General features: G+C 44.2%; 24 protein-coding genes and 2 tRNA genes. 10 read left to right on the top strand and 16 right to left on the bottom strand.

What is annotated here, in order from left to right; all coding sequences use genetic code 11:
* Nucleotides 1-7 precede the first annotated feature (7 nt).
* The 5 genes from I2F54_RS02250 to rpsU form a co-directional block, all read right to left on the bottom strand.
* Nucleotides 8-90, bottom strand: a tRNA-Tyr gene (locus tag I2F54_RS02250).
* Nucleotides 91-174: 84 nt separating this feature from the next.
* A tRNA-Thr gene (locus I2F54_RS02245) sits at nucleotides 175-248 on the bottom strand.
* 93 nt (nucleotides 249-341) lie between these two features.
* Nucleotides 342-641 carry a ribosome hibernation-promoting factor, HPF/YfiA family gene (gene hpf, locus I2F54_RS02240; protein WP_087412071.1) on the bottom strand — a complete coding sequence of 100 codons (300 nt, stop codon included), beginning with the start codon at nucleotides 639-641 and terminating at the stop codon, nucleotides 342-344.
* 17 nt (nucleotides 642-658) lie between these two features.
* Nucleotides 659-1,543, bottom strand: coding sequence for a site-specific tyrosine recombinase/integron integrase (gene xerA / locus I2F54_RS02235; RefSeq protein ID WP_195500426.1), 885 nt, complete (start codon nucleotides 1,541-1,543; stop codon nucleotides 659-661).
* A 70-nt stretch (nucleotides 1,544-1,613) separates the two neighbouring features.
* Nucleotides 1,614-1,805: a 30S ribosomal protein S21 gene (gene rpsU / locus I2F54_RS02230; RefSeq protein ID WP_002558090.1), complete on the bottom strand. Its 192-nt coding sequence runs from the start codon at nucleotides 1,803-1,805 to the stop codon at nucleotides 1,614-1,616.
* Nucleotides 1,806-2,071: 266 nt separating this feature from the next.
* Here rpsU and I2F54_RS02225 point away from each other — a divergent pair, with 266 nt between their 5' ends.
* Both I2F54_RS02225 and I2F54_RS02220 read left to right on the top strand, forming a co-directional pair.
* Entirely contained in the window at nucleotides 2,072-3,862 is a 1,791-nt protein-coding gene (locus tag I2F54_RS02225) for an aminopeptidase P family protein (protein WP_195500425.1), read from the top strand.
* Nucleotide 3,863: 1 nt separating this feature from the next.
* The gene (locus tag I2F54_RS02220) at nucleotides 3,864-4,376 is read left to right on the top strand and encodes a gamma carbonic anhydrase family protein (RefSeq protein WP_009122237.1); all 513 of its coding nucleotides are present in this window, start codon (nucleotides 3,864-3,866) and stop codon (nucleotides 4,374-4,376) included.
* Between the two features lie 123 nt (nucleotides 4,377-4,499).
* On the opposite strand, the gene I2F54_RS02215 is transcribed toward I2F54_RS02220, so the two are convergent.
* Together I2F54_RS02215 and gltX are read right to left on the bottom strand one after the other, a co-directional pair.
* On the bottom strand, nucleotides 4,500-5,720 hold the full coding sequence (locus tag I2F54_RS02215) for a 3-deoxy-D-manno-octulosonic acid transferase (protein ID WP_022217667.1): 1,221 nt from the start codon (nucleotides 5,718-5,720) through the stop codon (nucleotides 4,500-4,502).
* Between the two features lie 70 nt (nucleotides 5,721-5,790).
* Nucleotides 5,791-7,317: a glutamate--tRNA ligase gene (gltX, locus tag I2F54_RS02210; RefSeq protein WP_195500424.1), complete on the bottom strand. Its 1,527-nt coding sequence runs from the start codon at nucleotides 7,315-7,317 to the stop codon at nucleotides 5,791-5,793.
* Nucleotides 7,318-7,414: 97 nt separating this feature from the next.
* On the opposite strand from gltX, the gene I2F54_RS02205 reads away from it, so the two are divergent.
* Both I2F54_RS02205 and I2F54_RS02200 read left to right on the top strand, forming a co-directional pair.
* A complete protein-coding gene (locus I2F54_RS02205; RefSeq protein WP_195500423.1) occupies nucleotides 7,415-9,478 on the top strand; it encodes an HD family phosphohydrolase in 2,064 nt (687 codons plus the stop codon).
* A gap of 5 nt (nucleotides 9,479-9,483) precedes the next feature.
* Nucleotides 9,484-10,251, top strand: coding sequence for a hypothetical protein (locus I2F54_RS02200; protein WP_195500422.1), 768 nt, complete (start codon nucleotides 9,484-9,486; stop codon nucleotides 10,249-10,251).
* A 36-nt stretch (nucleotides 10,252-10,287) separates the two neighbouring features.
* On the opposite strand, the gene I2F54_RS02195 is transcribed toward I2F54_RS02200, so the two are convergent.
* The 3 genes from I2F54_RS02195 to I2F54_RS02185 all read right to left on the bottom strand — a co-directional run bounded on the left by I2F54_RS02195 (nucleotide 10,288) and on the right by I2F54_RS02185 (nucleotide 13,970).
* Complete coding sequence (locus I2F54_RS02195) at nucleotides 10,288-10,779, bottom strand: low molecular weight protein-tyrosine-phosphatase (protein WP_195500421.1); 492 nt, start codon at nucleotides 10,777-10,779, stop codon at nucleotides 10,288-10,290.
* Between the two features lie 68 nt (nucleotides 10,780-10,847).
* Nucleotides 10,848-13,310: a replication restart helicase PriA gene (priA, locus tag I2F54_RS02190; protein ID WP_195500420.1), complete on the bottom strand. Its 2,463-nt coding sequence runs from the start codon at nucleotides 13,308-13,310 to the stop codon at nucleotides 10,848-10,850.
* Between the two features lie 81 nt (nucleotides 13,311-13,391).
* A complete protein-coding gene (locus I2F54_RS02185) occupies nucleotides 13,392-13,970 on the bottom strand; it encodes a porin family protein (protein ID WP_195500419.1) in 579 nt (192 codons plus the stop codon).
* 249 nt (nucleotides 13,971-14,219) lie between these two features.
* On the opposite strand from I2F54_RS02185, the gene I2F54_RS02180 reads away from it, so the two are divergent.
* The 3 genes from I2F54_RS02180 to I2F54_RS02170 all read left to right on the top strand — a co-directional run bounded on the left by I2F54_RS02180 (nucleotide 14,220) and on the right by I2F54_RS02170 (nucleotide 15,907).
* Nucleotides 14,220-14,711 (top strand): N-acetyltransferase, encoded by a 492-nt coding sequence (locus I2F54_RS02180; RefSeq protein WP_195500418.1) that lies wholly within the window; start codon nucleotides 14,220-14,222, stop codon nucleotides 14,709-14,711.
* Between the two features lie 108 nt (nucleotides 14,712-14,819).
* Nucleotides 14,820-15,551: an iron-sulfur cluster repair di-iron protein gene (gene ric / locus I2F54_RS02175; protein ID WP_195500417.1), complete on the top strand. Its 732-nt coding sequence runs from the start codon at nucleotides 14,820-14,822 to the stop codon at nucleotides 15,549-15,551.
* Entirely contained in the window at nucleotides 15,548-15,907 is a 360-nt protein-coding gene (locus tag I2F54_RS02170) for a DUF488 domain-containing protein (protein WP_022217659.1), read from the top strand. Before ric ends, I2F54_RS02170 begins: the two co-directional genes overlap by 4 nt.
* On the opposite strand, the gene I2F54_RS02165 is transcribed toward I2F54_RS02170, so the two are convergent.
* From I2F54_RS02165 to bas-suc, 5 genes are all read right to left on the bottom strand, one after another.
* Nucleotides 15,904-18,339: a DEAD/DEAH box helicase gene (locus I2F54_RS02165; protein ID WP_195500458.1), complete on the bottom strand. Its 2,436-nt coding sequence runs from the start codon at nucleotides 18,337-18,339 to the stop codon at nucleotides 15,904-15,906. The genes I2F54_RS02170 and I2F54_RS02165 overlap by 4 nt on opposite strands.
* A 122-nt stretch (nucleotides 18,340-18,461) precedes the next feature.
* Nucleotides 18,462-18,683, bottom strand: coding sequence for a DUF2795 domain-containing protein (locus I2F54_RS02160; RefSeq protein ID WP_002558131.1), 222 nt, complete (start codon nucleotides 18,681-18,683; stop codon nucleotides 18,462-18,464).
* A gap of 71 nt (nucleotides 18,684-18,754) precedes the next feature.
* Nucleotides 18,755-19,318, bottom strand: coding sequence for a cob(I)yrinic acid a,c-diamide adenosyltransferase (locus tag I2F54_RS02155; RefSeq protein WP_022217657.1), 564 nt, complete (start codon nucleotides 19,316-19,318; stop codon nucleotides 18,755-18,757).
* A 35-nt stretch (nucleotides 19,319-19,353) separates the two neighbouring features.
* Nucleotides 19,354-19,986 (bottom strand): hypothetical protein, encoded by a 633-nt coding sequence (locus tag I2F54_RS02150; protein ID WP_195500457.1) that lies wholly within the window; start codon nucleotides 19,984-19,986, stop codon nucleotides 19,354-19,356.
* Nucleotides 19,987-20,040: 54 nt separating this feature from the next.
* The gene (gene bas-suc / locus I2F54_RS02145) at nucleotides 20,041-21,549 is read right to left on the bottom strand and encodes a 3-succinylated cholic acid synthase (RefSeq protein WP_195500416.1); all 1,509 of its coding nucleotides are present in this window, start codon (nucleotides 21,547-21,549) and stop codon (nucleotides 20,041-20,043) included.
* Between the two features lie 181 nt (nucleotides 21,550-21,730).
* Here bas-suc and I2F54_RS02140 point away from each other — a divergent pair, with 181 nt between their 5' ends.
* Complete coding sequence (locus I2F54_RS02140) at nucleotides 21,731-22,693, top strand: FimB/Mfa2 family fimbrial subunit (RefSeq protein WP_195500415.1); 963 nt, start codon at nucleotides 21,731-21,733, stop codon at nucleotides 22,691-22,693.
* A 50-nt stretch (nucleotides 22,694-22,743) separates the two neighbouring features.
* Here the strand turns inward: I2F54_RS02140 and I2F54_RS16255 are convergent, their stop codons facing one another.
* On the bottom strand, nucleotides 22,744-22,878 hold the full coding sequence (locus I2F54_RS16255; RefSeq protein WP_262894499.1) for a hypothetical protein: 135 nt from the start codon (nucleotides 22,876-22,878) through the stop codon (nucleotides 22,744-22,746).
* Between the two features lie 154 nt (nucleotides 22,879-23,032).
* Between I2F54_RS16255 and I2F54_RS02135 the strand changes: the two genes are divergently transcribed.
* A complete protein-coding gene (locus tag I2F54_RS02135; RefSeq protein WP_195500414.1) occupies nucleotides 23,033-24,256 on the top strand; it encodes a site-specific integrase in 1,224 nt (407 codons plus the stop codon).
* Nucleotides 24,257-24,281: 25 nt separating this feature from the next.
* Complete coding sequence (locus tag I2F54_RS02130) at nucleotides 24,282-25,421, top strand: PDDEXK nuclease domain-containing protein (protein WP_195500413.1); 1,140 nt, start codon at nucleotides 24,282-24,284, stop codon at nucleotides 25,419-25,421.
* Nucleotides 25,422-25,448: the final 27 nt, after the last annotated feature.

Genomic DNA, 25,448 nt, shown 5'->3' with positions numbered 1-25,448 from the left:
GGAGTTGTGGGCAAAGATGGATTCGAACCACCGAAGGCGTAAGCCAGCAGATTTACAGTCTGCCCCATTTGGCCACTCTGGTATTTGCCCAATACTATAGAACTCTTTTCTTCCCTCTACCGGAATCCTCGTACGATATATTTCAATTCTCCGACGACAATCCACGTTCTTTTGAGCCTCTTGTCGGATTCGAACCAACGACCCCGAGATTACAAATCACGTGCTCTGGCCAACTGAGCTAAAGAGGCAGGCTTAAAAAATGCAACCGTAACGTTCTAGCGTGAGCGAAACGGCTGCAAATTTAGACATTTATTTTTTACCCGCAAAATTTTAGCGGAATTTTATTTGCTCCGTTGTTTTTCCTTGTACTTAACCAGCTGTTTTTCCAAAGCTTCCAAACAAAGATCGACTGCTTCTTCAAACGTATCACAAACCTTATTTGCATAAAGTTCGCCATTGGGAACCAACACTTTCACTCCGGCTTCTTTATTTTCAGCCGTTTCCGGTTTAACTACCTTTAATGACACCTCTACTTTCTCTATATCATCGTAATATTTCTCCAATTTGGCAGCTTTCTTTTGAATAAAAGACTGCAACTGCTCTGACGCATCAAAGTGAATCGATTGAATTCTAACTATCATACTTACCTCCTTTTTCTTTAGGCCCGAGGATGAGCCTGATTATACACTTTTTTAAGTTCTTCAAAAGTAGCATGCGTATAAACTTCGGTAGTCGCCAAACTTTCGTGCCCAAGCAACTCTTTTATCGAGCCTAAATCAGCACCGTTATTGAGCATAGCCGTTGCAAAGGTATGCCTCAACACATGGGGACTTCTTTTTTTTACAGTTACTACCTTCGACAGGTTCCGTTTCACAATATATGCTACGATACTACGAGTAATCCGTCCTCCGTTCTTTCGAATAAAAAAAGCATCCGAACGAACCGGAAACGATTTATTTCGCTCATTGACATATTCCTGCATAGAACATCTTAACTCTTCATCAAAAGGTATCAGACGTTGTTTATTCCGTTTTCCCACCACTTTAATTAGGGAAGCCAAGAAATCAACATCTTTATCATCCAACCCTACCAATTCCGAAAGTCGCATGCCGGTCGCATAAAACATTTCGACAATCATACGGTCGCGACACCCTTCAAATCCTTCTCCAAAGTCGATATCATCCAACAGCCTATTCACTTCGCTTTCTCTCAGAAAAACCGGAAGCGACTTCTTTTTCCTCGGCCTCGTTATCTTCTGTAATGGATCCGACTCAACCACCCCTTTTCGCAAAAGGTATTTATAATAAGTACGGATAGAACTCAACTTTCGATTTATCGAATTAAAAGCGTAATCTCTATCCATCAAGGAAGCAATCCATTCACGAACAAGTTCCGCATCTACATCCGACGGAGTTAAATCACCCAACAGCTCCTCGCCAAACTTCTGCAGTTCAAGAATATCCGTCCGGTAGAATTCTACGGTATATTTGGAATAATTCCGCTCATACAGAAGATAGTCAAGAAAAGAATCTGTCAACAACATATCGTTACATCTAAATCATGCAACGAATGTATGAAAAAGAATCCAATAATTCAAAGGAAATTACGAATTATTAATCTTCTACTTGTTGAAGTTGCTGAACGTAAACTGCACGTTCTTTCTTAAGTCTTTTAGTCACAGACGGTTTATCAAACTGCTGTCTGCTTCTCAACTCTTTAACGATACCAGTCTTTTCAAATTTTCTTTTAAATTTCTTCAGCGCTTTTTCAATGTTTTCGCCTTCTTTTACAGGTACTACAATCATTTTTTTGTTTTTAAAATTTAATGGTTTATAAAATCTCACGATCAAATTGAGCGGCAAAATTACACATACTTTCTTTATTCACAAAACTTTCGGCAAAAAAAACGATAATCCCGATATAAAATACCTGCCTTTATTACTGGCAGTTATCAAAATCATCCGTACAAGAAGTTGCACTTGCGGCAGCGACCATAATAAAATAACCGGATCTCGTCCATAATTGAAGTAAAGTGAGTATCTTTGAAAGCACTTACCAATACCTTTATAGTATGAATTCAATAATAAACGAACGCATTGTTGCCCTACGGGCACACATCGCCAAAGAAAACATACAAGCATTCATCATTCCAAGTACAGACCCTCACCTCAGTGAGTATGTAGCGCCGCACTGGCAGTCGAGAGAATGGATTTCAGGCTTTACCGGCTCTGCGGGTACGGTAGTTGTCACAGCAAAAGAGGCCGGGTTGTGGACCGACTCCCGCTATTTCCTGCAAGCCGACCGGCAAATAGAAGGAACCGGTATCGCATTATACAAAGAGATGTTACCCGAAACGCCAAGTATTCCCGCATTTTTGAGTTCGCTATTACAGAAGGGCGACACAGTGGGCATAGACGGAAAAATGTTTTCTGCCGACGAAGTGCAACATCTGCAACGGGAACTGAGGCAAAGCGGCATTTATGTAAAAAGCATTGCCGACCCCATGCAACTGTTATGGAGCGACCGACCGGCAATGCCGTTGGCTCCGGCATTTGTTTACGACACGAAGTATGCAGGTAAGAGTTTTACGGAAAAGCTGTCGGCCGTCCGGAAAAAAATGAAAGCGGCGGGTGCAGAGTCTTTATTGCTGTCGGCACTGGACGAGATAGCATGGCTGCTCAACATCCGGGGAAGTGACGTGCATTGTAATCCGGTTGTTGTAAGTTATCTGCTGATTGAGAGATACGAAATACACTGTTTCATCCAGCCGCAAAAGGTCACAGCCGAATTGGCTTCATATTTCAAAGCAAACGGTATTTCCATACACGGATACAAAGAAATAGAAGATTACCTTAGCAATACTCATGCGGAAAGCATACTGGTAAATCCAGTAAAAACAAATTATGCCATCTATTCGGCGATTTGTCCCGCATGCCGGATAATCAACGGTACATCTCCCATTGCTTTGCTGAAAGCGGTTCGCAATGAGCAAGAAATAATCGGAATCCACGCAGCGATGCAAAGAGACGGAATAGCATTAGTCAGGTTTTTGAAATGGCTGGAAGAGGCCGTTCCTGCAGGCAGAGAAACGGAAATCAGCGTAGACAGAAAGCTGCATGAATTCCGGGCAGCCCAGCCGCTCTACATGGGAGAAAGTTTTGACACGATTGCCGGCTACAAAGAACACGGAGCCATCATTCATTATGAAGCCACTCCAGAAACGGACGTAGCGCTAAAACCGGAAGGTTTTCTACTACTGGATTCCGGAGCACAATATCTGGACGGAACAACAGATATAACCCGCACTATCGCGCTCGGCAACCTGACGGAAGAAGAAAAGCTTGACTATACCTTAATATTAAAAGGACATATCGCATTGGCAATGGCCGTATTTCCCGAAGGTACCCGCGGAGCGCAACTGGATGTGTTGGCACGCATGCCGATATGGCAGCAGCACATGAACTACCTGCATGGAACCGGACATGGAGTAGGACATTTCCTCAATGTACACGAAGGACCGCAAAGCATACGGATGAACGAGAATCCCATCCCTTTACAACCGGGTATGATTACTTCCAACGAACCGGGTGTGTACAAAGCCGGGAGTCATGGTATCCGTACCGAAAACCTTGTATTGACCGTTCCTGCGGGCAAAGGCATGTTCGGCAATTACCTGAAATTTGAAACAATCACCCTATGTCCCATCTGCCGGAAAGGTATTATCAAAGAGCTGCTGACAGCAGAAGAAATCAAGTGGCTGAACAAGTACCACCAGACTGTATACGAAAAATTGGCGCCGGACTTGAACAATGATGAAAGGGAATGGTTGAAAGAAGCATGTAAAGCAATAATCACTAAATAAAATGGCACTAATAAAATCAGTAAGAGGCTTTACTCCGGAAATCGGAGAGAACTGTTTTTTAGCAGATAACGCTGCTATCATCGGAGATGTAAAAATGGGACGTGATTGCAGTATCTGGTTCAGTACCGTACTGCGTGGCGACGTCAACTCCATTCGTATCGGCAACGGTGTAAACATTCAAGACGGAAGCGTACTGCACACCCTGTATGAGAAATCTACAATTGAGATAGGAGACCATGTTTCTGTGGGACACAATGTCACCATTCACGGAGCCACAATCAAGGATTACGCACTCGTAGGCATGGGTTCCACTATCTTAGACAATGCCGTAGTAGGCGAAGGTGCTATTGTAGCCGCCGGTTCGTTGGTACTTAGCAATACCATAATAGAGCCGGGGAGCATCTGGGGAGGCGTACCTGCCAAATTCATCAAAAAGGTAGACCCTGAACAGGCTAAAGAATTAAATCAGAAGATTGCGCACAACTACCTGATGTATTCCGATTGGTATAAATAAGGCTACCTGTCATTCAGAGCGAAGCGAAGAAGCTACTCTCCTCTATATGTAGAAGGAGCAGCTTCTTCGCTTCGCTCTGAATGACAGGTAGTATAGGTTGTTCGATTGATAACAATCAATCTGCTAAAAGTTTATCATACCCAGAACCTTATCCGTAGTCCCGGCATTATCGGTTACGTAAGCTCCGGCATTTTTACCGGCTTCACGAAGGAAATCTTCATCTCCCAGCATACGGTCAAGCAATATTTTCAACTCCTCATAGCTCTTGATAGAGAACCCGCCCTTCGCTTCCAACAGATGGATGGCTTCTTGGAACTTCTGATACTTCGGGCCGAAGATTACCGGAATACCGTACACAGCAGCTTCCAGCGTATTATGAATGCCCACTCCGAAACCACCGCCGATATAGGCAATCTCCCCATAACGGTAGATGGAAGAGAGCAACCCGAAACAGTCTATTATCAGACAATCCGCCTTACGGACATTCTTCTCATCCGCACGGGTATAACGTACATACGGACGTTTCAGTTTGCGGATTATCTCCACCAAATGGTTTTCATCAATTACGTGCGGAGCAATAATCAGCTTCACTTCCGGATGCCGGTTAAAATATTCGATGAACAAATCCTCATCGGGTTGCCAGGAGCTTCCGGCAACAAAAGTCATTGTATTATTTTTAAACAGCTCAACCAGTGGCAAATCCTTGGCTTCATCCCGAATTTGAAGTACACGGTCGAAACGGGTATCACCCACTACAGTCACCTTATTGATGCCGATTTTCGACAGATAACGCTTGGAACGTTCATTCTGCACAAATATATGGTCGAAGTTACGCAGCACGTTTCTGTACGTTCCGCCGTACCATTTAAAGAAAATCTGCCCGCGACGGAAGATGGAAGACACGCTATAAACAGGTGTGCGACGCTTATGCAACTCATCCAGATAGTTTTTCCAAAACTCATACTTGATGAAGAATGCCATGCAGGGATTCACCAAATCGAGGAACTTCTTCACATTGCGTGGCTTATCGAAAGGCAGGTAACAAACAATATCCGCCCCCCGGTAATTCTTACGCACTTCGTAACCCGACGGCGAAAAGAATGTCAGCAAAATACGATAATCGGGATATTTGGCACGTATCTTCTCTATCAACGGACGCCCCTGCTCAAACTCGCCCAAAGAAGCCGCGTGGAACCAGATATAGCGCGCATCCTTCTCCAACTGTTGCCGAAGAAGCTCATACACCACCCAATGTCCCTTCATCATCTTCCGTGGTTTACGGCTGAAAGGAGCAGTCAGATGTACCACAATATCATAGATTATTATTGCCAAATTATAAAGCATACTATCTCAGTTAAGAATGAATAATGAAGAATGCAAACGGTATGACAAGAAATCCCTCATTCCTGATTATTTATTTCAATGTTTCGATAGCACGCTGAATACGGGAGAGCGTTTCTTCCTTGCCCAGCAACGCGGTAATATCAAACATATGCGGTCCCTTGCACTCGCCCACCACTGCCAGACGGAAAGCATTCATCACATTACCCATGTGATATTCCTTTTCCGTAATCCAACCGATTACAATATCTTCTGATGGTTTTGACGAGAAATCCGCAATGCCGCGAAGCACTTCCATAAGCTCTGTCATGATGCGCGGAGTATCTTCCGACCAGCGCTTCTTCACATCCTTCTCAGCGTATTGCCGGGGAGCGACAAAGAAGAAACGGGTTTGATCCCACAACTCTTTTACAAAATTGACGCGTCCCTTTACCAAAGAAACTACCGTAGTAAGGAATGCATCGCTATATGCATCGGGATTTACACCATTATCTTTCAGCACCGGTTTGAAAAGTTCCGCAAGTTCTTCATCCGATTTTTGAAGAATATATTCATGGTTGAACCAGATACCTTTCTTATAGTCGAACTTGGCACCCGATTTGCTGCAATGGCTCAGATTGAACAGTTTCACAAGTTCGTCCATCGACATCAGTTCCTGGTCATTGCCCGGATTCCAGCCCAATAAGGCAAGGAAGTTGATAACGGCCTCAGGCAGATAACCCGATTCGCGATAGCCCGAAGACACCTCACCCGACTTAGGATCGTGCCATTCCAACGGGAACACCGGGAAACCGAGGCGGTCACCGTCACGCTTGCTGAGCTTGCCGTTACCTTCGGGCTTCAGCAACAACGGCAGATGCGCGAAAGCCGGCATCGTATCTTCCCAGCCGAAAGCACGATACAACAGCACGTGCAACGGAGCGGAAGGCAACCATTCCTCACCGCGGATAACGTGAGAGACTTCCATCAAATGGTCGTCCACAATATTCGCCAAGTGGTAGGTAGGCAGTTCGTCTGCCGATTTATAAAGAACTTTATCGTCAAGGATAGACGAGTTTATCACTACTTCGCCACGAATCAAGTCGTTCACATGCACATCTTCATTCGGTTCTATCTTGAAACGTACTACATACTGCTTGCCCTCTGCAATCAGCGTATCCACTTCCTCTTTGGAGAGCGTCAACGAATTGCGCATCTGCATACACGTAGAAGCATCATACTGGAAATTGGCTATTTCCGCACGCTTGGCATCCAATTCTTCCGGAGTATCAAAAGCGATGTAAGCCTTACCAGCATCCAACAGCACCTGCACGTACTTCTTGTATATTTCACGACGCTCGGACTGACGGTACGGACCATGTTCTCCGCCGAAGCTGACACCTTCATCAAAAAGAATACCCAGCCACTTGAAAGACTCCAATATATATTCTTCCGCTCCCGGTACAAACCGGTTAGAATCAGTATCTTCAATACGGAAAATTAAATCTCCTCCATGCTGACGCGCAAAGAGATAATTATATAACGCAGTACGCACACCGCCGATGTGCAACGCCCCCGTAGGACTTGGGGCAAAACGGACTCTGACCTTTCTTTCTGTCATAATCTATCTCACTTATAAATAAATTAGACGGCAAAATTAAACCTTTTTTTCCATACTATTGTTTTTTTTTGTACTTTTCGCAAAAATTTCAACCGATATGAGTTATTTCAAAGGCAAAAACAAAGAGTTATCGTTCAGAGATTTGATATACAGGGCACTTATTTTTATAGGCACCGTCGGAGTTATCGTGTACTTCCTGCCAAGGGACGGCAAGTTCAATTACCAGTTTGATATTGACAAACCCTGGAAGTACGGACAGCTGATGGCCACTTTCGATTTCCCTATCTACAAAGACGACCAAGTAGTAAAAAGAGAGCAAGACAGCATCCTGTCTTCTTTCCAACCCTATTTTCAGTTGAATAAAAGTACGGAGAAACAGGCGCTCAAAAAATTGAAAGACGATTATCAAATGCACCTGCGCGACGTCCTGCCTTCTGCCGATTACATCCGCCATATAGAAAGGATACTTTCCGAAGTATATCAGGCTGGAATACTTTCTACCGAAGAACTTGCCCAATTGCACAAAGACAGTACATCCGCCATCATGGTGATAGACGACAAGCTTGCCAACCAACGGAATATCGATAAACTCTATTCCGTAAAACAGGCATACGCCTATCTCCTTACTGCCGATACCACTCACTATCATCCGAACATACTCCGGCAATGTTCTCTCAACGAGTACTTGTCGCCCAACCTCACTTACGATGCCCAGCGGACGGAAACCGCCAAGAAAGAAATCCTCGACAACTACTCATGGGCAAACGGTATCGTACTGAGCGGACAGAAAATCATCGACCGCGGCGAGATAGTGAACCAAGAAACCTACAACATCCTCGAAAGCCTGCGCAAAGAGTCCATCCAGCGTAGCGAATCCATCGGGCAGAAACGGTTGATGCTGGCAGGACAAGTATTATACGTCAGTATCTTCATGCTTTGTTTCATGCTCTATCTCGACCTTTTCCGTAAGGACTATTATAACCGCAAGGGCAGTCTCTCGCTGCTCTTCGCCCTTATCATGTTTTACTGTGTGATAACGGCCGTTATGGTGGCAAACAACATATTCAATGTATATGTCATTCCTTATGCCATGCTGCCTATCATTATCCGCGTGTTCCTCGACTCCCGGACGGCTTTCCTCACGCAGGTCGTCACGATACTGATATGTTCCATCTGCCTGCGCTATCCGCATGAGTTTATACTGTTGCAGCTTACGGCCGGACTGGTTGCCATTTTCAGTTTGAGAGAGTTATCACAACGCTCGCAGCTATTCCGCACCGCCATTCTGGTAATTCTGACCTATGCAGCCGTTTACTTCGCCTTCGAACTGATAACGGAAAACGATTTATCGAAGCTGAACGGCAGCATGTACACTTATTTTGTCATAAACGGCGTATTGCTGCTCTTTACTTATCCGTTGCTTTTCCTGGTAGAAAAAGCTTTTGGCTTTACATCGAACGTTACTTTAGTGGAATTGTCCAATATCAATAACAGCTTACTGCGACGTATGTCGGAAACCGTACCGGGTACATTCCAACATTCCATGCAGGTAGCCAACCTCGCCGCCGAAGCCGCTAACCGTATCGGTGCAAAGAGCCAACTGGTACGTACAGGCGCTCTATATCATGACATTGGCAAGATGGAGAATCCGGTATTCTTCACCGAGAATCAGTCGGGCGGTGTCAACCCACACAAGAACCTCAGCTACGAACAAAGCGCGCAAGTCGTTATCAGCCACGTAACGGACGGACTGAAACTGGCAGAGAAAAACAACCTGCCCAAAGTCATCAAAGACTTCATCACCACACATCACGGTCGTGGAAAAACAAAATATTTCTACATTTCTTGGAAAAACGAACATCCCGGTGAGGAGCCTAACGACGAACTGTTCACTTATCCTGGTCCCAATCCGTTCACCAAGGAGCAGGCTATCCTGATGATGGCCGACTCCGTAGAAGCAGCATCACGCAGCCTGCCCGAATATACGGAAGAAAGCATCAGCAATCTGGTAGACAAAATCATCGATTCTCAGGTAGAGGAAGGTTATTTCAAAGAATGCCCTATCACCTTCAAGGATATAGCGACGGTGAAAGCCGTTTTCAAAGAGAAGTTGAAAACAATCTATCACACCCGTATCAGTTACCCGGAACTTAAAAAGTAAAACCTATGAAAGTAAGCGCCAAAGAACGACAAAGAGCGGGACATCTGTTGCAAAGCCAACGGATTCAGCTGCACCGGATTAAAAGTTTCAGTTTCATGAAACGGTATCATCAGGCATCGCACAAGGATGTCCCGACAGGAAAAGATAAATATGGTCCGGGAATATTCGTTTTTCATCTGAAAGACAAACAGGATAAAGTATTATATCTGCCGCCTTTCAAGCATCCTTCATCCCTCGTCCGTTTTTTGGTATCTCAAGGAATACCTTTTACCAACTACACCCCGCATGAACGAAATACGGACTTTCTTCCCGCAACAACCTACCAGCGTCCCTCGCTGTATATGTTCTGGTTCTTTATATTATTCCTTATGTTTTTAATATTGGGGTACTACTCCATCAGCGGTGACGTATGGTGGGGATTCATTCCGGCCATACTGTCTTTCGGATTGAGCCTTTTCTTCATCTGTATGCTAATGACCTGTTTTTGCTATTTGTCATTGGACAATGAAGCCCTTACCGTACACAGCGTAGGAAGGACAATCCGCTACCCCTATGCGGAATTGCGGAAAGTAAACTTCGATTTTGCCCGAGAGCAGACATTTACCCATATCATGGAACTGCTTGATAAAGATTACCGTTACCGCCTTTTTTACATCGGCAGGGTTTCAAGAAAGAAACTGAATGAAATAGCCGAACGGTTACAACAAGTCGGAGTGGATGCAACGTGCAGCCTCAACGACAACAAACGCTTTTATCAGGATGAGAGACATTGATTGGCTATCGGATGATTAGTGATTGACAACCGGCGATTATCCATTGCTCCCAACCATCTCGAGTAGTCCCGCACAAGCATCTTCCAATACATCGAGCACATATTCAAACCCCTCGGCCCCACCATAATAAGGGTCGGGAACGTGGTTAGCATGAGTAAACTTCGTGCAATATTCCGTCATGCGATGTATCTTTTTCCACGCTTCGACAGAAGGGGCGCGGTCTTTCAAATCATCAATATTACGGTCGTCCATTCCGATGATTAAATCGAAATCATAGAAATCATCCGTACATACCGGACGGGAGTGATGCGTTAGGTCGTAACCGCGGCGAGCGGCATGAGCACGCATCCTACTGTCGGGCAGTTCTCCCTGATGATAGGAAAGAATACCTGCCGAATCGATAATAAACTCATCTTCACGTCCAGCCTGTTCAATCAGTTGTTTCATTACACCTTCCGCCGAAGAAGAACGGCAGATATTACCCAAACACACAAACAATATCTTAGTTTTTCCTTTGGTTTGCAACATATTACATATATTAATAATTATCAGTTTACATCCATGAAGTACACCAATTATTCATTCTCCATTACTCCCTACATCGGGTCTACATCATAATACACTATCAGCGACTTGAAGCGGTCTTCCATAACCATCTCTTTCTGCACCTGTATCAGTAACTCCCGAACACGCGCCATAGGAGCTTTCATTTCAATCTTCACAACGATTTTACGGATAAACAAGGTTTGCACACGTGCCACAGGCGGTTTGTCCGGTCCCAACACCCGATTGCCGAAAATGGCACGTAACTTACCCGCCATCGTCTGCGCCATTAAGTCAAGCAAAATCTCATTGCGATTCTTCAAATACACATACACAAGACGATAATAAGGAGGGTAATGGAACATTTGTCGTTCGGCAAGCTGTCCGCCTACCATACCTTCGTAATCGTTGGCTATTACTTGGGGAATGATAAGATGATCGATACTTTTGGTTTGCAGCACTACCCTACCCCGTTTGTTCCTCCGTCCTGCACGTCCCGCCACTTGAGCCATAAGCTGGAAAGCACGCTCATAGGCACGAAAATCCGGATAATTCAACATAGTATCGGCATTCAGAATGCCCACTACACTTACATGGTCGAAGTCCAATCCCTTGGAAACCATCTGCGTACCGATAAGAATATCTGTCTTTCCTTGTTCAAAGTCTGCAATAATACGCTCATAAGCAGCACGCGTACGGGTTGTATCCAAATCCATACGGGCAACGGTAGCTTCGGGAAACAGAAGTTTGATGTCACCCTCTATCTTTTCCGTACCAAAACCTCGGTTACGCAAATCCGCACCCTCGCAAGCTGGGCAGATGCGAGGCAGTTGGTAGGTATATCCGCAATAATGACAGGTCAACTGGTTTAGTCCTTTATGATATGTCAGGCTGACATCGCAATTCTTACATTTGGGAACCCAGCCGCACGTATGACATTCTATCATCGGGGCAAACCCCCTGCGATTCTGAAACAGGATAACCTGTTCTTTCTGCTCCAACGCTTCACGAATATATTGCAATAACAAAGGAGAGAACGGGCCGTTCATCCGCTTCTTGCGCTGCAGTTCCTTTATATCCACCGGAATAATCTCCGGCAACTGTATTTCCTTATACCTTTCTTTCAGTTCCACCAATCCATACTTACCAGACATAGCGTTATACCAGGTTTCGATGGACGGGGTTGCCGTACCCAATAAAGTCTTGGCACCATACAGCGCAGCCAGCACAATAGCGGCATTACGCGCATGGTAGCGGGGTGCTGGGTCTTGCTGTTTATAGGTATTCTCATGCTCCTCGTCCACAATAATCAGCCCCAGATTACGAAAAGGCAAAAATACGGAAGAACGTACTCCCAGGATAATGTCATACCCGCCGTCCGAGAGTTGCTTCTGCCAAATCTCCACCCGCTCGGCATCAGGAAACTTAGAATGATAGATACCGAGACGGGCTCCGAATACCCGTTGCAGACGTTCGGTGATTTGTGTCGTCAGGGCTATCTCCGGCAACAGATACAACACTTGCTTTCCCTGACGGAGAGTTTCTTCTATCAGATGAATATAAATTTCCGTTTTTCCGCTGGATGTAACCCCATGCAGCAGGCAGACATTCTTAGTCTGAAAACTCTCCGCAATATCATCGTGAGCCCGTTGCTGATGCTCGTTCAAAGGATTTAAAGGGAATGTCGCTTTGGTTAAAGTGGTATTCAGTCTGCCAACCTCCTGCTGATAAACCTCAAAAACTCCACGCTCCACCAATCCGTTGAACACAGCGGGAGTAGCGGAAGCCCGCTGTAAAAGCTCTTTCTTGGTGACTTCTTTCGGTGTTTTGCCCAAACAACCGGAGAGCTCTATATATTTCATCAGCAAATCCAACTGTTTGGGAGCACGGCGCTGCAATTCATCAAAGAAAAAGTGTAGACGTCGTTCGTTGCTTGCCGCTTCAGTCAAGCGCACGCGAGTTTCTGTCTTGGGCTTATAGGTACGCTTCAACTCTTCCTTCACAAAAATAGCTTCCTTGTCCAGCAAGGCCTTTATCACAGACAGGATATTCTTGATACCGCTCTCCTTTTCCAATTTCGTAACGCACTGTTCCGGTTCTGCGGAAAGCAGGTCCAGTATCTTCCGTTCTCTTTCCGGTAATTGCACATCCGATTCAAAATCGGGATTGTACTCCACCATTGTCTCACTCTCTAATTTCAGACCGGATGGAAGAGCCGCTTTATAGACATCACCCTGAGTACAGAGATAATAATCCGACAGCCATTCCCAAAACCTGAATTGTTCGGACAACAAGATAGGATGTGCATCCAGCAGGGCACTCACTTCCTTTACCTCATATTCGGTCGGTGCGGAATAATGTATGTTCCGCACAATGGCCGTATAGTACTTCTTTCGTCCGAAAGGCACTACTACCCGGCAGCCAATCTGTACTTCCCTTGCCATATCTTCCGGTAGTAAATACGTAAAACTGACATGCAGAGGAAGGGGCAATATGACATCTACAAACTTTTCCATTGCAGCGACAAAGATAACGTAAAAAAACGGCGTTGCCAATCAAAATCGACAACGCCATCCAAAGATAGTCTCGTTATATCCTTAGAATAGGTAAGCGGCGGAAATCTGCCAAGTCTTATTCTTTGCACCGATAGCCTCACCTGCACTCTTCCAAGTGAATGAGTCTCCGCAAGGAATCGTATAGTTGAAACCAATCTGCAAATGCTGAATCAGCTTCACACCTGCACCTACATTGATGCCCACTTGGGCCTTTTTACTCTCTATCTTATCTCCCCCCTCAAAGTTCTTATCACCCTTAAAGTTGAAAAAGAAGTCCGGACCGGCAGCAACATAAATGCCCAGCATACTGCCCAAGCCGATAGAATATTTCAGATTGACAGGTATGTCCAAGCCAGCTTGCTTCATATCAATACCTTCCGTTTTATCACCTCTTTGAGAATACAGCAAAGCACCGTCCACACCTAAACCAACAATGGGAATCGTTACTTCCGCCATAGGGCCGAAAAAGAATCCGGTAGAATTATCTTTCATCCCTTCGAGTTTAAGTTTCGACAAGTTCACACCACCTTTGACACCAAACTTAAGCAATTGAGCCTGAGCCGGTATAGCCACTGCCAAACAGCATATAGCTATCATAAAAACACTAAAGATCTTTTTCATAATTCAATATGTTTAAATAATCGGGACAAATATATGTAAATTATCCCTAAAAAGAACAGTTAGCATTCCAAATTGTTCATGCAGAGATGACAATCACAGTATCGGCAAATTATTTAGCAGCACTCATACAAACACCTACCGGCAAAGGGAGAGAGCGGCATTAGTGCTGTGTACCCGCAAAAAATATAAAATTAATAATTATCTTTGCATTCGGAGAATATCTTCTTATTCGGATTCGGCTAACACATTATGATAAAGATTAGAAAAACAGACATCACAGAGCTCAATACCCTCATGGACATCTTCGAGCAGGGAAAACACATCATGCGCAAAGACGGGAACATGAAACAGTGGACCGGCGGCTACCCCACCGAAGAAATTATCAAGAAAGATATCGAAAACGGAAACAGCTATGTATGCCTCGATGAAGAACAGAATATCGTAGGAACTTTCGCCTTTATACAAGGAAACGACCCTACCTATGTGCAAATCTACGACGGTGAATGGATAGACGATATCCGCCCGTATGGCGTTATCCACCGTCTGGCAAGTACGGAAGACAGTAAAGGCATAGCATCTGCCTGCCTGCAATGGTGTTACCGCCAAATACCCAACTTGCGTGCCGATACCCATTGCGATAATCATATCCTGCAATATATCCTCAAGAAACACGGCTTCCAATATTGCGGCATCATCTACTTGCTGAACGGAGACGAACGGCTGGCTTTCCAGAAACTGTAAAGGCAGGATAAGTAAATTCAAATAATCATAATCTCTCAAACATTCCATACAGGACATTTGTAATAATGCCGAACAATTTCCGTCAAGGAAGATAAAACAAAATTCTGTATGAAGAAAGATTATGAAACAATGACAGTCGGCGAGATTGTTGCCGACAATTTCGGTAATGCCGAAGTATTCGATAAGTATGGCATCGACTTTTGCTGCCACGGTTCTATTCTTTTGCCCGAAGCCAGCCAAAAAGCGGGAGCGGATATGGATGAGATTATCAAAGACATTGAGAACCTTGCTCCGATAACTACCGAAAACATCGACTTCAAGAATTGGCCGCTGGACTTACTCGCAGATTACATTTTGAAGATACATCACCGCAACATCCGTAAGAACGGACCGAAGATACAGGAACTGCTCGACAAAGTATGTAAGGTACATGGCGAAAATCATCCTGCACTATACAATGTGCAAGTGTTGCTCCGGCAATCGCTTTCCGATCTCAACCAACACCTCGACAAGGAAGAGCTGGTATTGTTTCCATACATCTACGAAATGGTGAAAGCCAAACTTGACGGTGCCACAATCCCCGAATTTCACTGCGGCAGCATCCAGGATCCCATATCCGTAATGATGTCCGAGCATGATACCGAAGGTGAACGCTTCCGCCACATCGAGAAACTAACAAACGGATATTCTGCTCCGGAAGATGCCTGCAACAGCTACCAATTGGTATTACAACAACTCAAAGCGTTTGAAGCCGCCCTGCATCAGCACATCCATTTGGAAAACAACATCGTTTTCCCGCGTGCCATACAACTGGAAGCGGAATTACAAGAGCATCCATGACGCAAATCAGAATCAAACGAGTATATGAAGCCCCCGATGCGGCAGACGGTTATCGTGTATTGGTAGACCGCCTGTGGCCTCGCGGTATAAAAAAAGAGCATCTGAAAAGTGATGTATGGGAAAAGGACATCACTCCTTCCGCCAAACTGCGTAAATGGTTTCACGAAAATACGACGGAACATTGGGAAGACTTTGCGAATATGTATCGAACGGAATTGGAAGGCTCAGATGCCGTACGGCAATTTATGGAAAGAATAAAAACGTATGACACCGTAACCTTATTGTATGCATCAAAAGATCCCATACGCAATCACGCGCGCATCCTTCAACAGTTTCTTTCGGCTCACATGGCCTAACGAACGATATACTTCTTTTTCAGTTCTTCCACACCGGTTCCGGTAAAATACTCTTCCACGAAGTCCCAACGCTGTTCGTCCGTCAGAGCATCGGTACCGAAGAAAGAGGAAAATAAATCTATCTGCTCCTCAAAAATACGCTCGTTGGCATCCAGAATGAGATTATGATATTCATTGGAATCCGCCAATTGTTGCAGAAGCTCCGGATTGTCGAACCGGACGTGTACGCAGGGGGTACCACCACCCTCTACACTGAACGAAAGGCAGTCGAGCATGGAAAGGAGATTGAGCAGCATATTCAAATCGGAGAACGGAGTGCAGTAGAACTGTAAACGCGCGCCCTTATTGCCTGTGATACGTTGGGTAAACAACTTTTGATAACGGGACAAAAGCAGGTCGAAGCCTTTGATTACAGTAAATGAAAGCTCATTCGAGTCTTTCTTCTTGATACTGCTGATATAGCTTACGCTACGTCCCTCTTCGGTGCGGCTTTCCAATAGCGAACCGATGAAACGCTTGGCAGACGGCACATCCATGCCGTGCTCGGCAAATACCGCACGCAGTTCTTCTTCATCGAAACGTCCTTTCGATTTCAGCAAAGCCGTCTTCAGCATCGTCACCAAACTCTTGAACAAAGCGTCCATACGCTGTCGGATAATCGTTGCATCTTCTTTCAGCAGAACTTCGTGCTTACCCACGGAGACGGCACGGGAACCTTCCCGCAAGGTACCACTATTCAGTTTCTGTTTGAACTCCCTATATCCCAACTCGGGAAAACACTCTTCCCAAAGAGTATCCAGACGGGCTCGATAGACGTCTTCTTCACCTTCCACTCTTGTAAGATAGCTCTGAAACTCGCATGCAAAGGTATCACCGGTCTTATCCTGAACGTAACCCTCCGCCAGCAGATTTTGCGGACTGACTTCCAACAAATGCGTTCCGTACCGCTGCGACAAATCATCTTCCAACCACAGTAAAGCGGTCTTAATAAGTTGTCCCAGTTCGGCCTCATACTCCAGTTTGTTCTTGGTACGCGGCAACTTCACCACAAACTCAAAGTCGGACAGGGAAACAAGAATTTCCTTTTTCTCTCCTTTCATCCGATATACTTCCATGAGCTTTTTCAGAATCAGCTCCAACTGTTCCTGTGCAATATTACCGGTTTGATGCAGACGTTTCATATAATAAAAGTCACGCTCGTGATAGTCAGTGGCGGCAATGCCTTGAACATCCGCATCACGGGCTGCACGGCCTATTTCCTGAATGTAATCGACAAACGTACCCGAAGGCGCTACGTGGTAGACACGATCAATATCGCTGATGTCCACACCCATGCCGAAAGCTTTTGTGGCGACAATCATCCGCTTCATGCCCTCTTTAAAATCCTGCACAATGGCGGCTTTCTGCTCTTTTTCTTTCTTACCGTAATAGGAAGCTACCCAATGCCAGTCGGCAGAGCGTACCCAAGTCTTTATACGCATATCTATACTACCGGCAAAGGGATAGTAAAGCAAGGTTTTATGCCCGTTGAGGAAGTCTTCCACACGTCCGGATATGACGCGCTGCTTACCTTTATCGTAGGTTTCCCCCTCTTCCAATGTGAGCTGTCGGATATCGAAACCGATATTCTTACGCTTTACCGTACCGACATAAAGCACGCAAGGCTCCATCTGTAGGGAGCGGATCGTCTCGAATACCATATCATTGCCCCCTTTGGGATTCCACACGGCAGTGGCGGTCAAGGCAAACAACGGGAATGTATAACCGAGGTTCTGCTTCAAAGCACTTAAATAGCGCCCCAGAAACCAATAGTCTACACGGAACTCTTTACCCCAGGTGGTTACCGTATGCGCCTCATCAATAACTACCATGCCAATACGGCGATTGCCGACAAAATGTTTGATGTCGTAGGAGAGCAACAACTCCGGCGAAAGATAAAACAGGTCGATTTCTCCCTCACGCACCGCCCGATAAACCTCCATCTTCTGCTCCGGTGAAAGGTCAGAAGATGCATACGCCACACGTTCATAACTCAAGTCTTGCAAACCTTCTACCTGGTCTACTATCAGTGCCTTCAAAGGAGAAACAACAATGGTTAGCAGATTATATTCTTTTCCCAGATAGATAGACGGGAGTTGGAACAACAGAGATTTACCCGAACCCGTCGGGGCGGTCAGCAGAATATTATCCGGTTGCACTTCTTCTTTCCGCGCCTTTTCCGCCTCACGGATTACATTTTCAATCAGTTGCCCTTGAGAGATGCAGAGTGTTTCCCTGCTTTTAAACAAATCATCGTAAATTTCAAGATTACGAAAGCGGTCGTAACCATAGGTTTCTTTCAAAAGTTCCGTTATACTCTGCCGACAGTCTTCGGGCAAATGGCGTTCTTTTAATTCGGGCAAACGGCATGCCTCTCCTGTTTGTGTCATCATCAATACAATGGGGATTAAAAAGAAAAGAGATAGTATCCCAGCCATAGCAAAGGCCTTCGTACTACCTCTTTCTATAATTTGTCTTATCCGTAAACCGATGGATAAGATTCAATCAAAGCATATTAATACTCCTCTTCGTTGAAGAAGAAATCTTCTTTGCTGGGATAATCAGGCCAAATATCTTCAATACTTTCATAAATCTCGCCTTCATCTTCCATTTCTTGCAGATTCTCAATAACCTCAAGCGGAGCGCCCGAACGCATGGCATAATCTATCAGTTCGTCCTTAGTTGCCGGCCAAGGGGCATCTTCCAATTTAGATGCTAATTCCAATGTCCAATACATAGTTTCTAAGTATTAAAATTGTGAATACTAATTCCTATCTTTATTTTTCGGCAAAAGTATAACAAAATATTTCACTTGCAACTATTATTCCAAAATATTTCTTCTTTTTCCGCGTCTTGATTCATTTTTCGTGAAAGAACAAACAAATAGTCAGACAAACGGTTGACATAGGCTAATAATTCTGAAGAAATGTCTACCTGCTCCGCCAAAGCAAGAATACGGCGTTCAGCACGACGGCAAACGGTGCGACAGATATGACAAACGGCAGCCCCACGACAGCCGCCCGGAAGGATAAAAGAGGTCAGCGGAGGAAGCGTATCATCCAAACGGTCTATCTCATATTCCACCGCTTCCACTTGTTCCGGGGTGGTAATACTCACTTCATGGAGTTTGGTCTTTTCACGATCTGTCGCAAGGTAAGAACCTATTGCGAACAATTTATCCTGTACTTGTCGTAAGAACTGTTTGTCACGCTCATCGGAAAGATAGGTAATGAGAAAACCCAAGTTAGAGTTCAGCTCATCTACCGTGCCGTAGGTTTCAAGGCGGATATGAGTTTTGGAAACACGGGTACCACCCACAAGGGAGGTTGTTCCCTTATCTCCGGTTTTCGTATATACAAGGCTCTTTTTCATAATAGTCATTTTTCCTTTGAAACGCCTAAAGGTAATCAAAAGTTGACAATGTAGTCCTGTTTTATCTTGGTTTTATCAAAGAATATAATGCCGAGGTCATAAAGGTCGAAAGTAATACCAGCCTTTTCGTGTTGACTGATACATTTCCAAACAGCACGCATCCGAGATGTATAACGGATACCTTCGATTACAAAAACGGATGTTTTAGTAGTACGGGAAATACAGATACGGAATACTTCTTCTACAAATTCCGGGCGACGGTAATCGTGCAAGTATAGAAAATCGACAGGAGCGCCACTCTCCAGAAAAAGTTCGGACAACTCGGAAGCGGCTGTATAATCCGCCCCCTCTTTAGCGGCTTTCAGATAAAGAGAAGAGGCTGACTGTCTGCCGGCATCCACAACTGTAGTCGGTTGTACGTAATTCACTAAACGGAATAGAAGCCGCTTTACTTTTAAGGATTCGTAACTCCACGTACGGTCTTTCTGCGGCGCAAGCTTCTTTTGTACGGTTACCAGCTCCTCATACTTATAATAAGGAGTGGATTCATAGATAACGTGTGTTATCAAATTGAAAGCGAAAGGTGAATGTACCCCGTAACCGCAACGGTGGCGGAAGCGATACAGCCAAATGAAAGGACGTTTCAGTGCAAGTAATATACGGTTCATCATAAATTGATTCTTTATTACGTTGCAAAAATACAGAAAAACCGGAAATGGAAGCTAATCACACACCTTTCCTTTAATAACCATACCCGTACCGGATGAATAATTTTCCTGAACCGTCAAAGCAACATTCTTTCCGTCAAAATGAAAGACGAGGTCAAGAGCTGATACCCAATTGACATAATGCACTTTCAGTTCAAGCGTTTTTGATGCCTGCCAAGCATAACTTCCTGCCACCCGAAAAGGGCCTTCGATACCGCAGAAACGTCCTTTTGGGATAATAGAATAAGGAGGATAAGCCTTTATTACTGCCATTTGCCATTGTTTATAACCGAACAGCAGGTCGTAAGTATTATCATTCATTTCCGTTACTGTCATTACAACTTCTCTTGGTTTGAAATTCAGTGTAAGAGATTGCCAACCGAATTTATTCTGTTCGAGAGTGATACGTTTGCCGTTATATATCTGTGCTTCGGGGGATATTGTCTTACCTTGCACAAAAGGGAGCCGACAGGATTGTTGTTTCTTTTGCAGCTGTCCATAAGCCTTACCGACTTTTAAGGGAGTGTCAGTCACTTCAGGCAGCAAACGGTTCCACACCAACCTACGTTGTGCACGACCGTTGGTCCGTGTACATTCCGTTATAACCACTACCATATCCTTATCCGGGATAATCAGGATATATTGCCCGAGTGCTCCATCGGCACGTACAGCTCCGGGATATTCGCAAAGCCACATCTGATAACCGTAATCATCTCCCAAAGTAGACATCTGCTTGGTCATCATCTGCTCTACCCATGATGCAGGGAGTAGCTGCCTGCCTTTCCACATTCCACGGTTTAACAAGAGTTGACCGAACTTGGCCAACGATTCACTTTGGATATAAAGTCCCCAACCACCTGTATTGTAACCTTCGGGACTGATTTCCCACGCCACTTCCATGATATTCATCAGATTGAAAAGTTTCAGTTTCAGATAATCCAGCAGGGTCATCCCCGTTACTTTTTGTACAATGGCAGAAAGCAGGTAAGTGGCTATCGAGTCATACTCAAACTGTTTGCCGGGTTCTCTGACTGGTTTTGCAAGAAACGTACGTATCCAGTCCGTACAAATATTACGCATATTCCAGTCCGCAGCAATACCGGAAGTCATGGTCAGCAAGTCGCGCACGGTCATAGCTGCCAAATTGGTCGAAATTGTATCAGGCAATGATTCCGGGAAAAAGGTAGCAACACGGTCTGTCAAGCGCAGACGATTGTCCGCAACAGCCAGTCCTACCGCAGCGCTGACAAAAGTTTTGGAACAGGAATACATCGTATGGCTATACTCAGGCGCAAAGGGAGCCGGATAAATCTCCGCAACCACCTTGCCATAACGCAGTACCATGACACTATGAATTTCGGTTTTTGGAAGTAACATCAAAGAGTCAAATAAGGCAGTAACGGCTTGTGAAGGAATACCCTCCGCCTCAGGCGTGGAGCGTGGCAGTTCATTAACTTGTGCAGAAAGCGTAAAAGAATACAGTAAGCAGAAAAGCGACAAAAAAGAGACGATTTTATTCCTCATGACAATAATCGGTAATTCGTTGAACAAATAATGCAAATGTACAGTATCTACATACGAAAGACAAGTTATCTATGGGATTTAACTTCAATACCACAACGTCCGCATATTTTTCTTTTTAAGACAGAGAACCATTCTAACTGCAAAATGTTCTCTATGGGAATAACCTAAAACTCAACAGATAATGAAAAAATTAATAATGTTTATAGGTATTGCCGTTCTCATAGCAGGCTGTTCGGATGATGACAAGGATCACACTACGGACAATTCGCACCTCATCAGTCCGCGCATGGCAATGAGTATCGACAATATCAACGGACAACAAAGTTCATTTACCGGTATTCTGACAGTTATACCATGTGATGCAAACAGTTCCATCTACTATGGAAACTATGTAAGAGGAAAGCTGTCTCCTTTCTACGGTTACTACCAAGTAAAGGACGGTACTTTCTATGACGGATCCATTAATCGAGAAATCTCATTACCGATAGGTACTTACAACATGATTTATTGGGGAACGCCCAAATATCAGGATCCTGTTTACGCCCATCCCGCCATAAAAGAAGCGGCTCACAGTATAGGACTGGATATGTCAAAACAATCTCTTGGCTTATTTAAAATATCGGCCGACACCATTTACTATCCTGTATTCGACCTGGTATATGCAGCACAAACGATAAAGATTGGAAGTGAAAGCCTCAAAGCCTCTTTAAAGCGAGTGGTAGCCGGACTGAAAGTTGTTTTGAAAGATAAAGACGATACAGTACTGAGTTCCAGTATAGATAGTGTAGCCGTGCGAATTACCAATATTTATAGCGAGCTCAATTATTATACAGGAGAGCCGCAAGGGATACCACGTACAATCGCTTTCCCATTGGCTCGCTCAATAGACGGTACTCAAATGAGCAATAGTACGGTTATGTTATTCCCGTCCGCCGGCAAATCTGAATTCCAGTTAACAATCACACTCAAAAACGGTAATGTAAAAAGCTTTAAGCAAACGTTGAGTTCTCCACTCAACGCCAATACCAAGCTGACTCTGACTTTAAGTTTGGGCAATATCTTTTCTGAAGAATCTTCCGGTGACTTTACTGTCGATAACTGGAATGAAAAAAACGAAAATATTGATGTACCGATAATTGAGTGAGAGAGTTTCAGTTATGTTTCAGTAGAAAAACGATAAAGCCTTGTAAACGTTCAATTTACAAGGCTTTCCTTTCTTTCTTTGTACCCAGACCCGGTACAAGCCATAGAAATCATAGGAAAATAAAAGAATTTATCTTCCTTATTATCAATTACTTGAATATTTCCTATTTTCTCTATTTTTGCCATATTTTGCCCATTTTCCGTTATTCAGTACACTTTTAGTACACTTTGAAATATCATTTTCTTTTGTACCTTTGCAATATCGGAAAACAAAAGAAAATCAACTATTTAGCGTAATCACCCGGTTATGGTACCTAAATCGGGATAAAACCTCTAAACAATGGCAAAGTTAGAAAATAAAACGAAAGAAAACCCCAAGTTAGAGCAAAACAAGCTCTCGGATGGTAGAATTAGCCTTTACTTAGAGTATTATTTAGGTAGAGAGGAAAAGCCCGTATTAGATGAAAACGGCAATCAAGTGTACTATGATAGTGGAAAAATGCAAGGTAAGCCCAAGTTTGCAGTAAAGCATAACAGGCGAAAAGAAAACCTTAGTCTGTATCTGATAGAGAAGCCCCGCACCCCAGCGGAACGCCAGCAGAACAAAGAAACATTGGAGCTTGCCACAAAGATACGTGCAGAGCGTGAGCAGGAGTTTAAAGAAAGTATGTTGGGTTATCGGTTAAAAAAAGATAGAACGGTCAATTTCTTAGACTATTTCCAAGCCTATATCAACAGTTATACCAAGAAAGATATTCGCATGGTACAAATTGCGTTTAGCCGTTTTAAGGACTTCTTAAAAGAGCAATATCCCATGAATGAGTTTAGTATCAAACCGGAACTTATCACCAAAGAAATGATGGAGCAGTTTGTAGCCTATCTGCAATCCCGAAGTGTGGGCGAGGGTGCTAAAAGCATTTACCAGCGTTTCAAGAAAGTTATTCGATATGCGATTGACCATGATGTAATGTTGAAAGACCCATGTAAAAGTGTTACCTGTAAAGTGGATAGCCAAATGCTTCGAAAAGATGTTCTCTCTCCCGAAGAAATCCAAAAGTTGGCGGCTTGCCATTATGACAACGAGAACCCGAATGTCAGACGGGCTTTTATCTTCTGCTTATACAGTGGTTTGCGTTTCTGTGATGTAAAAGACCTTACCTATAAGAATGTGGATTACGCTAATCGGTTATTGAAGTTTGAGCAAAGCAAGACAAAGGGACATTCTGCCAGTAGTGGTGTGGTTATTCCTCTGAATGACGGTCTATTGTCCATCATTGGTGAAGCCCCGGCAGATAAAAACTGTTTAATATTCGATTTGCCTACTTACGAAAGCTGCTGCAAGTCAGTAAAGCGTTGGGTAAAGAGAGCCGGGATAGACAAACATATAAGCTGGCATTGTGCCCGACATTCGTTTGCCGTGAACATTCTGAACAATGGGGCTAATATCAAAACTGTAGCCAGCCTTTTAGGGCATAGCGGATTGAAGCATACGGAGAAGTACACCCGTGCGGTGGATAAATTGAAAGAGGAAGCAATAAACAGCTTGCCCGAGCTAAAGTTTTAACCATAAAAGACTTATCTTTGTAACTATGAACTTTGAAGCATTAGTAAAACATATCAGCACGATACAGAACACGTTGCAGGCACAAGCCGCACACGCTGTAAACCTTGCCCTTACTTCCCGTAACTGGCTTATGGGGTGCTATATCGTGGAGTTTGAGCAGAACGGAGAAGACCGTGCCGCCTACGGTGAACAATTGTTGAAAAGACTGGAACAACGACTGAAAACAAAAGGTCTGAATGAACGTAGATTCCGTGAATTTAGGCGGCTGTACCTCGTTTATCCACAACTAAAAGAGCCTGTTACACAATACATTGCATCACAAATTCAAATTCGGCAGTCATTGACCGCCGAATTCACTGAACCAATTCGGCGGTTGGTGACCGCCGAATCTGAAAATGGCGTTTGGAAACTATCAACAGAATACCCACAAACCGAAACATGGATGATTCCGGCTGATAGATTATTCAACAGATTATCTTCCACCCATTTAAACACTATATCGGGAATTGAGAACCCGGTAAAACGTGCTTTCTATGAAATGGAAACCATTCGTGGCTGCTGGTCTGTAAAGGAGTTGGAGCGACAAATCGCATCTTTATATTACGAACGTAGCGGACTATCCAAAAACAAAGAAGCCCTCTCCGCTTTAGTCCAGCAACAAGCAACCTTATTACAACCTAAAGATGTTATCAATACCCCTGTTACTTTGGAGTTCTTAGGGTTGAATGAACGTGCATTAGTGACGGAAAACGATTTGGAACAATCCATTCTTGACAACTTGCAACGCTTCCTATTGGAAATGGGACATGGCTTCTGCTTTGAAGCCCGGCAAAAACGCATCTTGATTGATGAAGATTATTTCTTTGCCGACCTTGTGTTCTATCATCGCATTTTGAAATGTCATGTTATTGTGGAATTGAAGATAGACAAGTTCCGCCATGAGTATGCTTCGCAACTAAATATGTATCTGAACTATTTCAAAGCGGAAGTGATGCAGCCGGATGATAATCCGCCTATCGGCATTTTGCTGTGTACCGAAAAAGGAGATACATTGGTAAAGTATGCCACTGCCGGATTAGACCCGAATATCTTTGTACAGAAGTACATGATAGAGCTTCCATCAGAAGAGGAAATTAGAACCTTCATTTCTCAAACAAACTTGTAACAAAAAAACAAATCCAGCATTTAAACA

Origin of the sequence: Bacteroides clarus, assembly GCF_015555825.1 — a bacterium.
GTDB lineage: Bacteria > Bacteroidota > Bacteroidia > Bacteroidales > Bacteroidaceae > Bacteroides > Bacteroides clarus.
Note: the sequence above shows the minus strand (reverse complement) of the source record. Positions and strands in the feature narration are given on the sequence as shown.

Coding starts and splice junctions, on each gene's coding strand:
- hpf (WP_087412071.1), bottom strand. CDS start 641: ATGATAGTTAGAATTCAATCGATTCACTTTGATGCGTCAGAGCAGTTG.
- xerA (WP_195500426.1), bottom strand. CDS start 1,543: ATGTTGTTGACAGATTCTTTTCTTGACTATCTTCTGTATGAGCGGAAT.
- rpsU (WP_002558090.1), bottom strand. CDS start 1,805: ATGATTGTAGTACCTGTAAAAGAAGGCGAAAACATTGAAAAAGCGCTG.
- I2F54_RS02225 (WP_195500425.1), top strand. CDS start 2,072: ATGAATTCAATAATAAACGAACGCATTGTTGCCCTACGGGCACACATC.
- I2F54_RS02220 (WP_009122237.1), top strand. CDS start 3,864: ATGGCACTAATAAAATCAGTAAGAGGCTTTACTCCGGAAATCGGAGAG.
- I2F54_RS02215 (WP_022217667.1), bottom strand. CDS start 5,720: ATGCTTTATAATTTGGCAATAATAATCTATGATATTGTGGTACATCTG.
- gltX (WP_195500424.1), bottom strand. CDS start 7,317: ATGACAGAAAGAAAGGTCAGAGTCCGTTTTGCCCCAAGTCCTACGGGG.
- I2F54_RS02205 (WP_195500423.1), top strand. CDS start 7,415: ATGAGTTATTTCAAAGGCAAAAACAAAGAGTTATCGTTCAGAGATTTG.
- I2F54_RS02200 (WP_195500422.1), top strand. CDS start 9,484: ATGAAAGTAAGCGCCAAAGAACGACAAAGAGCGGGACATCTGTTGCAA.
- I2F54_RS02195 (WP_195500421.1), bottom strand. CDS start 10,779: ATGTTGCAAACCAAAGGAAAAACTAAGATATTGTTTGTGTGTTTGGGT.
- priA (WP_195500420.1), bottom strand. CDS start 13,310: ATGGAAAAGTTTGTAGATGTCATATTGCCCCTTCCTCTGCATGTCAGT.
- I2F54_RS02185 (WP_195500419.1), bottom strand. CDS start 13,970: ATGAAAAAGATCTTTAGTGTTTTTATGATAGCTATATGCTGTTTGGCA.
- I2F54_RS02180 (WP_195500418.1), top strand. CDS start 14,220: ATGATAAAGATTAGAAAAACAGACATCACAGAGCTCAATACCCTCATG.
- ric (WP_195500417.1), top strand. CDS start 14,820: ATGAAGAAAGATTATGAAACAATGACAGTCGGCGAGATTGTTGCCGAC.
- I2F54_RS02170 (WP_022217659.1), top strand. CDS start 15,548: ATGACGCAAATCAGAATCAAACGAGTATATGAAGCCCCCGATGCGGCA.
- I2F54_RS02165 (WP_195500458.1), bottom strand. CDS start 18,339: ATGATGACACAAACAGGAGAGGCATGCCGTTTGCCCGAATTAAAAGAA.
- I2F54_RS02160 (WP_002558131.1), bottom strand. CDS start 18,683: ATGTATTGGACATTGGAATTAGCATCTAAATTGGAAGATGCCCCTTGG.
- I2F54_RS02155 (WP_022217657.1), bottom strand. CDS start 19,318: ATGAAAAAGAGCCTTGTATATACGAAAACCGGAGATAAGGGAACAACC.
- I2F54_RS02150 (WP_195500457.1), bottom strand. CDS start 19,986: ATGAACCGTATATTACTTGCACTGAAACGTCCTTTCATTTGGCTGTAT.
- bas-suc (WP_195500416.1), bottom strand. CDS start 21,549: ATGAGGAATAAAATCGTCTCTTTTTTGTCGCTTTTCTGCTTACTGTAT.
- I2F54_RS02140 (WP_195500415.1), top strand. CDS start 21,731: ATGAAAAAATTAATAATGTTTATAGGTATTGCCGTTCTCATAGCAGGC.
- I2F54_RS16255 (WP_262894499.1), bottom strand. CDS start 22,878: ATGGCAAAAATAGAGAAAATAGGAAATATTCAAGTAATTGATAATAAG.
- I2F54_RS02135 (WP_195500414.1), top strand. CDS start 23,033: ATGGCAAAGTTAGAAAATAAAACGAAAGAAAACCCCAAGTTAGAGCAA.
- I2F54_RS02130 (WP_195500413.1), top strand. CDS start 24,282: ATGAACTTTGAAGCATTAGTAAAACATATCAGCACGATACAGAACACG.